12 protein-coding genes and 1 pseudogene are annotated in these 14,742 nt (G+C 42.6%); 11 read left to right on the top strand and 2 right to left on the bottom strand.

Going from position 1 to position 14,742, the window contains the following annotated elements; genetic code table 11:
- Positions 1–55 precede the first annotated feature (55 nt).
- The 3 genes from lonB (at position 56) to yihA (ending at position 4,797) form a co-directional block, all read left to right on the top strand.
- Positions 56–1,717, top strand: a complete 1,662-nt coding sequence (gene lonB / locus FXF70_RS08265; protein WP_056705882.1) for an ATP-dependent protease LonB — start codon at positions 56–58, stop codon at positions 1,715–1,717.
- Positions 1,718–1,888: 171 nt separating this feature from the next.
- Complete coding sequence (gene lon, locus FXF70_RS08260) at positions 1,889–4,213, top strand: endopeptidase La (protein WP_007501564.1); 2,325 nt, start codon at positions 1,889–1,891, stop codon at positions 4,211–4,213.
- Positions 4,210–4,797, top strand: a complete 588-nt coding sequence (gene yihA / locus FXF70_RS08255; protein ID WP_007501562.1) for a ribosome biogenesis GTP-binding protein YihA/YsxC — start codon at positions 4,210–4,212, stop codon at positions 4,795–4,797. Before lon ends, yihA begins: the two co-directional genes overlap by 4 nt.
- Before the next feature lie 43 nt (positions 4,798–4,840).
- On the opposite strand, the gene FXF70_RS08250 is transcribed toward yihA, so the two are convergent.
- The gene (locus FXF70_RS08250; RefSeq protein ID WP_007501561.1) at positions 4,841–5,326 is read right to left on the bottom strand and encodes a hypothetical protein; all 486 of its coding nucleotides are present in this window, start codon (positions 5,324–5,326) and stop codon (positions 4,841–4,843) included.
- A 240-nt stretch (positions 5,327–5,566) separates the two neighbouring features.
- Here FXF70_RS08250 and hemA point away from each other — a divergent pair, with 240 nt between their 5' ends.
- From hemA to ysxE, 8 genes and pseudogenes are all read left to right on the top strand, one after another.
- On the top strand, positions 5,567–6,934 hold the full coding sequence (gene hemA, locus FXF70_RS08245) for a glutamyl-tRNA reductase (protein ID WP_148780161.1): 1,368 nt from the start codon (positions 5,567–5,569) through the stop codon (positions 6,932–6,934).
- Positions 6,935–6,941: 7 nt separating this feature from the next.
- A complete protein-coding gene (locus FXF70_RS08240; protein WP_008342830.1) occupies positions 6,942–7,772 on the top strand; it encodes a cytochrome c biogenesis protein in 831 nt (276 codons plus the stop codon).
- Between the two features lie 37 nt (positions 7,773–7,809).
- Positions 7,810–8,745: a hydroxymethylbilane synthase gene (gene hemC, locus FXF70_RS08235; protein WP_008342828.1), complete on the top strand. Its 936-nt coding sequence runs from the start codon at positions 7,810–7,812 to the stop codon at positions 8,743–8,745.
- Entirely contained in the window at positions 8,742–9,533 is a 792-nt protein-coding gene (locus FXF70_RS08230; protein ID WP_008342826.1) for a uroporphyrinogen-III synthase, read from the top strand. The genes hemC and FXF70_RS08230 overlap by 4 nt, the downstream gene beginning before the upstream one ends.
- Positions 9,530–10,501: a porphobilinogen synthase gene (gene hemB / locus FXF70_RS08225; RefSeq protein WP_008342824.1), complete on the top strand. Its 972-nt coding sequence runs from the start codon at positions 9,530–9,532 to the stop codon at positions 10,499–10,501. The genes FXF70_RS08230 and hemB overlap by 4 nt, the downstream gene beginning before the upstream one ends.
- Before the next feature lie 27 nt (positions 10,502–10,528).
- A complete protein-coding gene (gene hemL, locus FXF70_RS08220) occupies positions 10,529–11,821 on the top strand; it encodes a glutamate-1-semialdehyde 2,1-aminomutase (protein WP_008342821.1) in 1,293 nt (430 codons plus the stop codon).
- A gap of 331 nt (positions 11,822–12,152) precedes the next feature.
- Positions 12,153–12,632, top strand: a pseudogene (locus FXF70_RS19475) (LysM peptidoglycan-binding domain-containing protein); the annotation flags it as partial.
- Positions 12,633–13,434: 802 nt separating this feature from the next.
- On the top strand, positions 13,435–14,466 hold the full coding sequence (gene ysxE, locus FXF70_RS08210) for a spore coat protein YsxE (protein WP_008342818.1): 1,032 nt from the start codon (positions 13,435–13,437) through the stop codon (positions 14,464–14,466).
- An 82-nt stretch (positions 14,467–14,548) separates the two neighbouring features.
- Here ysxE and FXF70_RS08205 read toward each other — a convergent pair whose 3' ends face one another.
- A complete protein-coding gene (locus FXF70_RS08205; RefSeq protein WP_003216497.1) occupies positions 14,549–14,737 on the bottom strand; it encodes a hypothetical protein in 189 nt (62 codons plus the stop codon).
- Positions 14,738–14,742 lie beyond the last annotated feature (5 nt).

Raw genomic sequence — 14,742 nt, 5'->3', positions numbered from 1 at the left:
AATACTAGCAGACAGAAACCAATTACATAACGATAGATGAAGGAGGGAGCACCGATTGAGCTGGACAGGAATCGTATTATTCATACAACTGTTCTTTGGTATCGTCATCGGGTTGTACTTTTGGAACTTACTGAAAAATCAGCGCACACAAAAGGTGACGATCGATAAAGAATCAAAAAAAGAAATGGAAGCACTCAGAAAGATGCGATCCATTAAACTGAGTGAACCTTTATCAGAGAGAGTCCGGCCAAAGGGGTTTCAAGATATTGTAGGGCAGGAAGACGGTATACGTGCACTTAAAGCTGCCCTGTGTGGACCGAACCCGCAACATGTCATCGTCTACGGGCCGCCTGGTGTTGGAAAAACAGCTGCTGCTCGTCTAGTAATGGAAGAGGCGAAGCGTCACGCTGATTCACCATTTAAAAAAGATGCAGTATTTGTTGAACTTGATGCCACAACGGCAAGATTTGATGAACGAGGCATCGCAGACCCCTTAATTGGTTCCGTACATGATCCCATTTATCAAGGAGCAGGGGCCATGGGACAGGCAGGCATTCCGCAGCCGAAACAAGGAGCGGTCACACATGCTCATGGCGGCGTTCTCTTTATCGATGAAATTGGAGAACTGCATCCGATTCAAATGAACAAAATGCTCAAAGTGCTAGAAGATCGAAAAGTGTTTTTAGACAGTGCTTATTACAGTGAAGAAAATACGCAGATCCCGAATCACATCCATGATATTTTTCAAAATGGGTTGCCCGCTGATTTTCGACTGATTGGTGCTACGACAAGAACACCGGACGAAATTCCGCCGGCTATTCGATCAAGATGTTTGGAGATTTTCTTCAAGGATTTGGATCAGCATGAGCTGAAAATTGTTGCAGCTAAAGCAGTCGAGAAAATACAGAAGGAATTAAGTGACGAAGGACTGAACCTGCTAACATCCTATGTGAAAAATGGACGTGAAGCGGTCAACATGGTACAGATTGCCGCAGGTATGGCTGTCACTGAAAACCGAAAGGATATTACGATCGCCGATGTAGAATGGGTCATTCATTCAAGCCAGCTGACACCAAGATATGAACAAAAAGTACCGGAAAAGCCAAAGGTAGGAGTAGTAAATGGTCTTGCCGTGTATGGACCGAACAGCGGGGCTCTGCTTGAAATTGAAGTGAACATTTGTAAAGCGCTTGAAAAAGGCAGTATCAATATTACTGGTATTGCGGAAGAAGAAAGCATCGGCAATCAGTCGAAATCGATCAGACGGAAAAGTATGGCGAAGGGCTCAGTTGAAAATGTCTTAACCGTGCTTCGAAACTTAGGCATACGAACAAATGAATATGATATCCACATTAATTTTCCGGCTGGTGCCCCGATTGATGGGCCATCTGCTGGAATTGCGATGGCCACAGCCATTTTCTCAGCCATTCATCAAATCCCGATTAATCATTTAACGGCGATGACCGGTGAGATTGGATTACAAGGTCAGGTGAAGCCGATTGGCGGTGTCATACCAAAAATCAAGGCAGCCAAACAAGCGGGTGTCAAAACAGTGATCATCCCTTATGACAATCAGCAGTCGATCTTAAAAGAGATTGAAGGGGTTACGATTGTGCCTGTGAAGCATTTCCAAGAAGTGCTGGATCAGTGTTTGGTCAATCCGCCAGATGAGAAGAAAGATGGACTAGAAGAAGAAATGAAAAGGAAATCTGTTTAATCCCCATCTCATATGGGGATTTTTTAGTGAAATAGATCTTTTTTTCTTTTTCAAGATAAAAAGAAAGGGTATACTACGGTAAGATCATCATTTCTCAAGTCTTTTACATTGTACAAGACTGAAACAGGTATATTATAATGATTCATACTAGTGACGGAGGTGTCTATCAACATGGCAGATGAAATCAAAAAGAATGTTCCGCTCCTTCCACTGCGAGGCTTGCTTGTTTATCCAACAATGGTCTTGCATTTGGACGTTGGGCGCGAAAAGTCTGTTCAAGCATTAGAACAGGCCATGATGAACGATCATATGATTTTTCTAGCAACACAGCGGGAAATTTCAATAGATGAACCAGGTGAAGAGGAAATTTTCAAAGTCGGCACCTACACAAAAATTAAACAAATGCTGAAGCTGCCAAATGGAACGATCCGTGTGCTCGTCGAAGGCTTAAATCGAGCGCAGATCGAATCCTACATGGAGCTAGAAGACTATACGTCAGTCGATATTAAAGAGTTGACAGAAGAAGAATTAAAGGACGCAGAAGCAGAAGCACTCATGCGCACTTTGTTAGATCACTTTGATCAGTACATAAAAATTTCAAAAAAAATCTCAGCTGAAACATATGCAACGGTGACGGATATTGAAGAACCTGGAAGAATGGCGGATATCGTCGCTTCCCACCTTCCTTTGAAATTAAAAGACAAGCAAGAAGTGCTGGAAACAGTCGATGTCAAAAAACGGTTGAATCGGGTCATCAGTCTCATTCACAATGAAAAAGAAGTGCTAGAGATTGAAAAGAAAATTGGCCAGCGTGTCAAACGTTCAATGGAGCGAACGCAAAAAGAATATTATTTGCGCGAACAAATGAAAGCTATTCAAAAAGAGCTTGGAGACAAAGAGGGGAAAACAGGCGAAGTCAGTACGCTTATGGCTAAAATTGAAGAGTCCGGCATGCCAGATTCCGTTCGTGAAACGGCTTTAAAAGAACTGAACCGTTATGAAAAAATCCCTTCAAGCTCTGCTGAGAGTTCTGTCATTCGCAATTATATTGATTGGCTGATCAATCTGCCGTGGGGCACTTATACAGAAGATCGTCTAGATTTAAAGCTTGCAAGCGAAATTTTAGATGACGAGCACCACGGGCTTGAAAAAGTAAAAGAGCGGGTACTCGAATATCTTGCTGTTCAAAAACTAACAAATTCATTAAAGGGACCGATTCTTTGCTTGGCAGGACCTCCTGGGGTAGGGAAGACGTCACTTGCAAAATCCATTGCTAAATCACTTGATCGAAAGTTTATCCGTATCTCTCTTGGCGGTGTACGTGATGAATCTGAGATCCGTGGTCATCGAAGAACCTATGTAGGTGCGATGCCGGGCCGTATCATTCGCGGGATGAGCAAGGCGGGCACAATGAATCCGGTCTTTCTTTTAGATGAAATTGATAAAATGTCTTCTGACTTTAGGGGAGATCCGTCTTCTGCGATGCTTGAAGTGTTAGATCCAGAGCAAAATCATAATTTTAGCGATCATTATATTGAAGAGACATTTGATTTGTCTCAAGTCTTATTTATCGCAACTGCCAACAATTTAGCAACCATTCCAGGTCCACTTCGTGATAGAATGGAGATTATCACGATTGCAGGGTATACGGAAGTTGAAAAAGCAGAAATTGTGAAAGATCACCTTCTGCCGAAGCAGCTAAAGGAGCACGGATTAAAGAAAGGGAACTTGCAGCTTCGTGAAGCAGCGATTTACGATATGATTCGCTATTACACGAGAGAAGCAGGAGTCCGCGGGTTAGAGCGTCAGCTAGCGGCGATTTGCCGAAAAGCGGCAAGAGCAATTGTGGCTGAAGACCGCAAACGCATCACAGTGACGGAAAAGAACTTATCTGAATTCCTCGGAAAAAGACTTTACCGTTATGGTCAGGCGGAAACGACCGATCAGGTCGGCGTTGTCACAGGCCTTGCATATACCACAGTTGGCGGAGACACCTTGTCCATCGAGGTCTCACTCTCGCCGGGTAAAGGCAAGCTTTTGCTGACAGGTAAGCTTGGTGATGTCATGAGAGAATCTGCGCAGGCGGCATTCAGTTATATTCGTTCAAAAGCAGATGAACTGAACATTGATCCTCAATTTAATGAAAAGCACGATATTCATATCCATGTTCCAGAGGGTGCGGTTCCAAAGGACGGGCCATCAGCTGGTATTACCATTGCGACGGCTCTTGTATCAGCACTCACAGGACGTCCTGTTTCAAAAGAGGTTGGCATGACAGGAGAAATTACGTTAAGAGGAAGAGTGCTTCCGATTGGCGGATTAAAAGAAAAAGCATTAGGCGCACATCGTGCAGGACTGAAAACGATTATTCTTCCAAAGGACAATGAGAAGGATATTGATGATATTCCTGAAAGTGTGAGAGAAGGATTAACTTTTATTCCGGTTTCACATTTAGATGAGGTGCTTGAGAAAGCGTTAGTAGGAGAGGGAAGATGAAAGTAACAAAATCAGATATCGTCATTAGTGCGGTGAAACCAGAGCAGTACCCGAGCGGGGGACTGCCTGAGATCGCACTTGCTGGACGATCAAATGTTGGAAAGTCCTCGTTCATTAACTCATTGATTAATCGGAAAAATTTAGCGCGTACGTCTTCTAAACCAGGAAAGACCCAGACGCTTAATTTTTACATTATTAATGATATGCTCCATTTTGTGGACGTCCCAGGTTATGGCTTTGCCAAAGTATCAAAAACAGAGCGCGAAGCATGGGGGAGAATGATCGAAACGTATATTACAATGCGTGAAGAGTTAAAAGCAGTCGTCCAAATTGTGGATCTGCGTCATAAACCATCCGCAGATGATGTGAACATGTATGAATTCCTTAAATACTATGGAGTTCCTGTGATCATTATTGCGACAAAGGCCGATAAAATTCCAAAAGGCAAATGGGAAAAGCATGCGAAAGTCGTCAAACAGACACTCGACATCGATCCATCAGATGAATTAATCCTTTTCTCTTCTGAAACAAAAAAGGGAAAAGATGAAGCCTGGAATGCGATCCTTGCGAAGATTAACAGCTAAAAAAAGGCATCTGCTATATGCAGATGCCTTTTTATTGTATAAGTTATTTCCTTTTTAAAAATAATAAGAGGAGACTGACGGCAATCAATACATATGGCCAGTACAATTCAAAACCGGAAGTAGGGATCGAAAGTGTGCTAAGTTGCTTTGTAATTTGTTGAAAGAAATAAAGGAATAGACCGAGTGCAATGAGAACAATACTTTCTATTCGATATTCCTTTTTCTGTGATGACTTCATCAAAAGTGCGAGGCCGACGATGAACACAATCATCGTAAATGTATCTGGCCAGTGTTCTAATTTCGGCTGAAGGATAAAGTGTAGCGCAAGGCCTGTCATGAGCATACCGATAAACACATGAGAGGTTTCCTGTTCCTTCTTTCCTTGATATAAGAAAGCAAGGCCAAAAAGCAGTACAAGTGTATACCATTTCTCCTGATCTTTCCAAATGTCAAATTGATCTCCTGAGAGAATGGCATATAGCGCTACAGCCAGCAAAGTGAGCGGCAGCAAAATAGATTTCTTCTTCAAAGATGTCACCTTCTTATAAGCAGATCATTTGTCCGCACGCGCCAAATCTGATAAATTGCTTGAAGTGATGATATGGCATTCGATGTCGAACATTTTTCTACTATATCACAACATTTTTGAAATCTGTTCACAATTTTTATCCAGTTAAAAATGAATATATGTTATAATCATTATAAATAATAAATTCTATATTGTAATTATTATAAATTAGACAGGGCGTTGGGGGTGCAAGCTGAAGTTATGCATATTCTTGTTGTGGGTTTAGATTATAAAACAGCCCCTGTTGAGATACGGGAACAGCTGAGCTTTGAACCGAGCGAGCTCGGAACAGCGATGTCCAAGCTTAAAGAAGAAAAAAGCATTCTAGAGAATATCGTCATCTCAACATGTAATCGGACAGAGATCTACGCAGTTGTAGATCAGCTTCATACTGGTCGGTTTTATATAAAAAGATTTTTAGCAGATTGGTTCGGTTTAGTAAAAGAAGATGTCTCTCCATATTTGAAGTTTTATGAAAATGATGGAGCGGTTGAGCATTTATTCCGTGTTGCCTGTGGACTTGATTCTATGGTCATTGGTGAAACACAAATACTCGGTCAAGTGCGCTCAAGCTTTAAAGTCGCTCAAGAGGAGAAGACCATTGGTACCGTTTTCAATTATTTATTTAAGCAGGCGGTAACAGTTGCGAAGCGCTCTCATGCGGAAACAGATATTGCGTCTAATGCTGTATCTGTCAGCTATGCGGCAGTGGAACTTGCCAAAAAAATCTTTGGACGTCTTTCTGATAAGCATGTCCTTATTCTTGGTGCGGGTAAAATGGGCGAGCTGGCGGCTCAAAACCTTCAAGGTCAAGGGATTGGTCAGGTAACAGTCATCAATCGAACGTTCGAAAAGGCCAAAGAACTGGCCGGCCGTTTTTCAGGAGAGCCTAAGAGCTTGAATCAATTAGAAAAGACATTATCTGAAGCGGATATTTTAATTAGCTCTACTGGGGCTAAACAATTTGTGATTACAAAAGAAATGGTCGAAAAAGCGAACAAACAGAGAAAAGGCAGACCTCTATTCATGGTGGATATTGCAGTACCGCGTGATTTAGATCCAGCTATTTCTGAAGTAGAAGGTGCTTTTTTGTATGACATTGATGACCTTGAGGGCATTGTGGCAGCTAACCTGAAAGAGCGACGTGCAGTAGCTGAAGAGGTGGAGCTTCTCATCGAAGCTGAAATTGTGGAATTTAAGCAATGGCTTAATACGCTCGGAGTGGTTCCTGTGATTTCTGCTTTAAGAGAAAAAGCACTCTCAATTCAAGCGGATACGATGCAAAGCATCGAACGAAAGCTTCCAAATCTCACAAATCGTGAAATGAAGCTGTTAAATAAACATACGAAAAGCATCATCAATCAAATGCTGAAAGATCCTATCTTAAAGGCCAAAGAAATTGCCGGGGAGCCGAATGCAGAGGAAAAACTTTTACTCTTTAAAGAAATCTTTGATTTACAGGTTGAAGATGAAGAGCAAAAGGCAGAGCCGATGCAGGTGGAGCAAGGGGCATTTCAGCTGTTCAAATCAAATATGGCACAAGGCCTTGCTACAGTTGCCAGTGAGTGATTAGGCGATGATGGAATCCATTGTAGCGAGACTAGGCGAAGCGACGATCTTGATCTATGCACTCAGTGTCTTGTTCTATTTCATAGATTTTCTTCAACACAACCGGAAGGCTGGAAAAATGGCTTTCTGGTTGCTTTCTATTGTCTGGCTGCTGCAAACAGTCTACATGTTTTATATTATGATGGAAACAGACCGATTCCCTGTGTTGAATGTAGCAGAGGGGTTATATTTTTATACGTGGGTGCTTGTGACATTGTCACTTGTTTTGACAAAAGTATTACGCGTTGAATTTATTGTCTTTTTTACAAATGTGATTGGTTTTTCCATGATGGCGATTCACACCTTTACACCATCCGATCTTCATTCTGCCGAACTGACGGGAAAGCTGACGAGTGAGCTGCTCGTCATTCATATTACGATGGCCATTTTATCATACGGCGCTTTTTCACTTTCATTTGCTTTTTCACTACTCTATCTATTTCAATATCGTTTGCTGAAAAAGAAAAAATGGGGAAAATGGCTTTTGAGAATTGAAGACTTATCAAAGCTTGATCATATGGCGTATGTCTTAAATATTATTGGCGTACCGATGCTCTTGCTTAGTTTAATTCTTGGCATTATATGGGCATATATTTCGTATGATACGTTGTACTGGACAGATGCAAAGGTGCTCGGTTCGTTTATTATGCTGTTTTTATATGGCTTTTACTTATACATTAGACTGGTGAGAAATATGCAAGGCAAAATTGTGGCGCGATGGAATGTCGCTTCATTTCTTGTGCTGATGATCAATTATTTTCTGCTTGGTAGCTTATCAACCTTTCATTGGTTTCAATAATGATGAGTCTTAAGGGCATTGTCGGGAGGAAGACGTAATGCGTACAATTAAAGTAGGTTCTAGACGAAGCAAACTTGCGATTACACAAACAAAATGGGTCATTCAAAAGTTGTCTGAACTAAACCCTTCTTATTCTTTTGAAATTAAAGAGATTGTGACAAAGGGTGATCAAATTTTAGATGTGACCTTATCAAAGGTTGGCGGAAAAGGTCTGTTTGTTAAAGAGATTGAACAGGCAATGCTGAACCATGACATCGATATGGCAGTACACAGCATGAAAGATATGCCGGCTTCTCTTCCAGAAGGTTTAGTCATCGGCTGTATTCCTGAGCGTGAAGATGTGCGGGATGCATTGATTTCAAAGGATCATCTCCGTCTTCATGAACTACCAAAGGGAGCGATTGTGGGAACGAGCAGCTTACGGCGCAGTGCTCAGCTTCTTCAGGAGAGACCAGATCTTGAGATTAAATGGATCCGTGGAAACATTGATACGAGACTCGAAAAACTGAAAAATGAAGAATATGATGCGATTATTCTAGCGGCTGCCGGATTGTCTAGAATGGGTTGGAGTCAAGAAGTCGTGTCGGAATTTTTATCTCCTGATACTTGCCTTCCTGCTGTGGGGCAGGGCGCATTGTCGATAGAATGCCGCGGAGATGACGAAGAGCTCTTGCAGCTGTTAGCTCAATTCACAAATGAGTATACAAAGAAAACGGTCCTTGCTGAAAGAGCCTTCCTTAAGCAAATGGATGGAAGCTGTCAAGTGCCGATCGCTGGTTACGCAACGATGAATGAGCGTGATGAAATTGAATTGACAGGTCTTGTGGCATCTGCGGATGGGCATACGATTATTCGAGAAACCGTAACAGGTACTGACCCTGAGGCAATCGGAACAGCATGTGCGAAGCACATGGCTGATAAGGGAGCAAAGGATTTGATCGACAAGGTGAAAAAGGATCTGTCTTCCCAATGACGATAGCCAAATCGCTTTACGGACAGACGGTGCTTGTCACTCGAAATGAACGTCAAGCGGGTGCGTTTCAGCAGAAAATTGAAGCGCTGAACGGCCATGCTGTTTTAACCTCTCTTATCAGGTTTGAACCAACGCTTACAAAAGAAAAAGCGAAGGCATTTTTAGAAGACTTAGAAGCAAGCCATTGGCTTGTGTTTACAAGTGTAAATGGTGCGTCTTTTTTTCTTAGTTATATAGAGAAGCATCAATTACATCAAAGCTTATCCCACTTGAAAGTGGCGGCTGTAGGTGAAAAAACATCTGCCTATCTGATGCAGCACGGCTTAAAAGTGGATGTGGTTCCAGAACGTTTTATAGCAGAAGAACTGGCAGATGCTTTAATTGAACATGTACATCCAGAAGAATGTGTCTTTGTAGCAAAAGGCCACCTGTCACGAGATGTGGTGAAGAATACCCTCGTTCCGCTTGGCATTGACGTAAAAGAGTGGATTATATATGAAACAGTGAAGGATGAGGACGGAATTATCGCACTCAAGTCGGCAATGATGGAGCAATCATTTGATTTTATTACATTTACAAGCTCCTCCACTGTTCATTCTTTTATGCACGCCATGGAGGCTGATATCGATAGATTAGCTGCATCAGACACATGTTTTGTGAGCATTGGTCCTCTTACACAAGAGGCACTGCTTCAATACGGGATTTCTTCTGAAACCCCAGATACTTATACGATAGACGGGATGCTTGATTTGATGTGCCGTTTATCTGAAAGGAAGTTGAACCAATGATGAAATTTAACAGACACCGCAGATTGCGTACAAGCGCAGGAATGAGAGAATTGGTGAGAGAAACATTTTTAAGACCCTCTGATTTCATTTATCCCATCTTTTTTGTAGAGGGAGAGAATGTCCGGAAAGAAGTCCCTTCAATGCCGGGTGTCTATCACATTTCAGTTGATCTTGTGAAAGAAGAAGTCCAAGAGCTTGTTGACCTTGGGATTAAATCTATCATTGTTTTTGGGGTACCAGACCATAAAGACCATGTAGGCAGTGAAGCTTATCACGATCATGGGATTGTTCAAAGAGCAACGCTTGAAATCAAAAAGCATTTCCCTGAGCTTGTGGCCATTGCTGATACTTGCTTATGCCAATATACAGATCACGGACATTGTGGAATCGTTGAAGATGGAGAAATTTTAAATGATGAATCTCTTCAGCTCTTAGCGAAAACCGCTGTCAGTCAGGCTCGTGCAGGTGCAGATATCATTGCTCCATCAAACATGATGGATGGCTTTGTTATCGCAATTCGTGAGGCGCTTGATGAGGCCGGCTTTGTTCATGTGCCTGTCATGTCATATGCTGTGAAATATGCAAGTGCTTTTTACGGTCCGTTTCGTGATGCGGCGCATAGCACACCGCAGTTTGGAGATCGTAAAACGTATCAAATGGACCCTGCAAACCGCTTAGAAGCACTGAGAGAAGCGCAGTCTGATGTAGAAGAAGGCGCTGACTTCCTGATTGTGAAGCCGTCACTTTCATACTTAGATATCATGCGTGATGTGAAAAATGAATTTACACTTCCTGTTGTTGCTTACAATGTGAGCGGAGAGTATGCAATGGTGAAAGCAGCAGCTCAAAATGGCTGGATTTCTGAAAAAGAGCTTGTTCTTGAAATGCTGACTAGCATGAAACGTGCAGGCGCAGAATTAATCATTACGTATCATGCAAAAGATGCAGCAAAATGGCTCTCAGAATAAAGAACGGATAGACAGGAGGACGTTGAAATGGGACGTAGCTATGAAAAGTCAAAGCAAGCATTTAAAGAAGCGCAGCAGTTAATGCCGGGTGGTGTGAACAGCCCTGTGCGCGCATTTAAATCAGTCAATACAGACCCGATTTTTATGGAACGAGGCAAAGGCGCAAAAATATACGATATTGACGGAAATGAATATATTGATTACGTCTTATCATGGGGACCGCTTATTTTAGGGCATACAAATGACCGTGTGGTTGAAAGCATTCAACGAGTAGCTGAACATGGTACAAGCTTCGGTGCTTCTACTTTAGTTGAAAATGAATTAGCTAAGCTTGTATCAGAACGAGTTCCTTCTATTGAGGTCATTCGTATGGTCAGCTCTGGAACAGAGGCGACGATGAGTGCGCTTCGTCTAGCACGTGGTTTTACAGGCAGAAACAAAATTGTGAAATTTGAAGGCTGTTATCATGGCCACGGTGATTCTTTGCTTATTAAAGCTGGTTCGGGTGTGGCAACGCTTGGACTTCCGGATAGCCCTGGTGTCCCTGAAGGTACAGCAAGTAATACGATCACCGTTCCATACAATGATTTAGAAAGCATCAAAGTCGCTTTTGAAGAATTTGGAGACGACATTGCAGGTGTCATTGTAGAACCAGTTGCAGGAAATATGGGGGTTGTCCCTCCGCAAGAAGGTTTCTTGCAAGGATTGAGAGACATCACCGAACAATATGGCTCTTTACTCATTTTTGATGAGGTCATGACAGGCTTCCGTGTGGATTATCATTGTGCCCAAGGCTATTTTGGCATTACGCCTGATCTGACATGTCTTGGTAAAGTCATCGGAGGCGGCCTGCCAGTTGGTGCTTATGGCGGTAGAGCGGACATTATGAGACAAATTGCGCCAAGCGGCCCGATTTATCAAGCAGGAACGTTATCCGGTAACCCGCTTGCGATGACAGCAGGTCTTGAAACATTAAAACAGCTGACACCTGAGTCTTATGAAGAGTTTAGACGCAAAGGAGATCGTTTGGAAGAAGGCATTTCAAAAGCGGCGAAAGCACATGGGATTCCATTAACATTTAACCGTGCCGGTTCCATGATCGGATTCTTCTTTACAAACGAACAAGTCGTCAATTACGATACAGCGAAAACAGCTGACCTCGCTTTATTCGCTGAATTCTACAAGGAAATGGCTGATCATGGCATCTTCCTTCCGCCTTCACAATTCGAAGGGCTGTTCCTATCAACTGCTCATACGGATGAAGACATCGAGTATACAATTGAGACAGTTGAAAAGGTATTTCAAAAATTAGCTCAGTAACCAAAAGCCGATATGGAGACATATCGGCTTAGATCGTTGACAAAGGGTTAAAATGAACTTTATTTTAGCCCTTTGTCTTCTTTTCAGCGTGAAAGAAAACCTTTGCAGTCTAGGAAGGACGAGTACTGGAGCGGAGCGAATTTGACATTCGTGAGCACCAGCGCGCAGGACTGACACCGAATGCGAGGGTTTGTCTACACGCTGAGCCGATATGGAGACATATCGGCTTTTTGCTTTGCATAAAACCAATCATATTTTCACTGCCTCCTTCATACACCTGTATTGACATCTAATTTTATTTTGAAGGATTAGATGAAAGGAGGACACCGACTTGTCTCAAAACAATCGATTACAGTTTTCGGTAGAAGAGTCCATTTATTTCAAAAACGGACAGGAAGTCAGTGAGCTACTGTCAATTTCTCTCGATCCTGACATTCTCGTTCAAGAAGTGAATGATTATGTTTCCATTAGAGGTTCACTCGAGCTAACAGGAGAATACAACATAAATCAAGAGGAGCTAATGGGTGAATCCAGTTCCTATGCATCATACAGGCAGGCTGATGAGGTGAAGGTAAGAGAGGACGGAACGGCGGAGCTGCTGCATCAATTTCCGGTGGATATCACGATCCCCAAGAACAAAATTAGTCATTTAAATGATGTATTTGTGTTTATTGATGCATTTGATTACCAGCTGACAGAAAGTCGTTTGCTCACGATTCAGGCTGATTTGGCCATTGAAGGTCTGTTAGATGAAGGAACGCCTGAACCGCTTGTAGAAGGGCCATATGAATTTGTCCATCGTGCTGAAGAGGAATATGGCGATGTCACTTATGAATATCAGGCGCAGCCTGAATATGAAGAGCAAGAAATGCTGCCACGTGAAGAGCATGAAGAAAATGCAGAACAGCATGCTGCTTTGCAACATGAAGCGCGAACTGAACAAGAAGAGGATGAAATAGACATCGAGACGGTGATGGTGGAAGAAGCAGAAGAAGAGGAGGGAAATGAGGAAGAAGAAGCCGTGGCGCTTGGGTATCGTTCCTTCCCAGAAGCTCAAGTACAAGAGCCGCCATTCTTTGACCCGCCTAAGCTGTTAGAAGAAGAGGAGCGGGATGATACGTTCTTTGAGGTGGAAGTGAGGAAAGACCCTGAAGCAGAGAGCAAGGAAGAAGAAGAGCCGCCAGCTTATCCAGCCTTTGAATCACCTGCTTATCAGATGGAACAGACACAGGAAGAGCGGGATGACAGCTATCAGTTCGAACGATTATATGAACGTGAAGCACCAAAGGTGTATGAATCAGCTCAAGAAGCTGAGGAGTTTGAACATGACCAGAGAGAAGCGTCTGGCAGTGAGAATTCTCTTTATTTAACGAAGCTGTTCGCTAAGCAGGAGGAGGAAGATTTTTCTCGCATGAAAATATGTATAGTTCAGCAAGAAGATACGGTCGATCGTATTTGTGAGCGATATCAGTTGAATGTGCAGCAGCTCCTTCGAACGAATTCATTGTCGGTGGATGCAGAGCTTGAAGAAGGGCAGATTCTTTATATTCCTGAATATCAAAAAAGCAATGCATAGTATGAGATGATGGACCGAGAAAATGTGGTGAGAGAACGTGGATGAAATCCAATCTGTCCTATACGAATATGGGCTTGAGGCTGAATATATCGAACCTGTCAGTCCAGCTGTCGTTAGAGTGTATACAAAGCAGGGCGTATTTGCACTAAAGCGAGTAAAACCCCATCGACACATGCAATTTACAGAGCAAATGCTTGAACTAGAATCAAAAGGCTATCGCTCCTTTGTGCCGATTTATCGCACGAAGAGCGGTTCCTTTTTCTCTAATCATCGAGAAAGCCAGTACACGTATTATCTCATGCCATGGCTGACGAATGAAAAGAGAGAAGAGCAGGACGATAAACATGAATATTTATTTCAAGAGATTGCAAGACTTCATAAACGAACAGAAGTCATGATGGACATTACTGAGCAGGAAATAGAGGCTCACTACACCCAAATGAAAAGCAAATGGGAAACAGAGAAAGACATGTATGAACGATTTATCGAGCGGGCAGAACAAACATGGTATATGTCGCCATTTGAGCTGGCTGCTGCTATGTATTTTTCAGAAGCGATGTCTGCAAGTGAATTTGCACTTGAACGTTTAGAGGATTGGCATGAGGAAATGAAAGACCAAGAGACGACACGTATTGTGTTAAACCATGGGCAATTGTCAATCCATCATTTTTTGTACAATGATGTAGGTACAGGACATTTCACCAATTTTGAGCGGTCCAAAAAGGCTGCCCCCATTTATGACCTTTTGACCTTTTACTATCGCACATTCAAAACCTACCCTACTCCTTGTCCTGAATGCACATCTTTGTTTTATACGTATCAAAAGGGAAATAAACTTCGTGAGGAAGAGATTCATTTGTTCTTGAGCTACCTCGCTTATCCGCAGGGTTTGTTTGATACGGTGAAAGCCTATGAAGCAGGCGGACAGGATGAGATGGAAAGTTGTCAGGAGCTGTTAAGGGCGTATTGGCAAATGAAAAATTCTGAGCCGACCGTCATGAAAATACACGAAATTGAGCAGGCTAGACGCCTTGAAGAAGAACAAAATGCCTCGTCATCAGAAGAGTGACGAGGTTGTTTGCTGTTGCGCTATGAAATGTCTAACGAGGGATGACCTATACATAAGAGTGAGCCTGCAGCTTTCAGCTCTCTTAAAACCAATCAAGATGAAAGGCACAGGCGAGAAATATAAGAATTCCTAAGATGAGGACGTCAAATGTTGTGGGAAAAATGATCGTGCGAAAGCCTTGAAATATGGCAATCGGGAGAACGACTTGGGAGGCAACTGCCCGAATTTGTCTAAGCCATGGGGGGAGTGTGTAAGGATTGATCTTTTTCAAAATAA

This window comes from Bacillus sp. Y3, from assembly GCF_008123875.1.
GTDB classification, from domain to species: Bacteria; Bacillota; Bacilli; order Bacillales; family Bacillaceae; genus Bacillus; species Bacillus altitudinis.
This window is presented reverse-complemented; position numbering and strand designations above follow the sequence as displayed.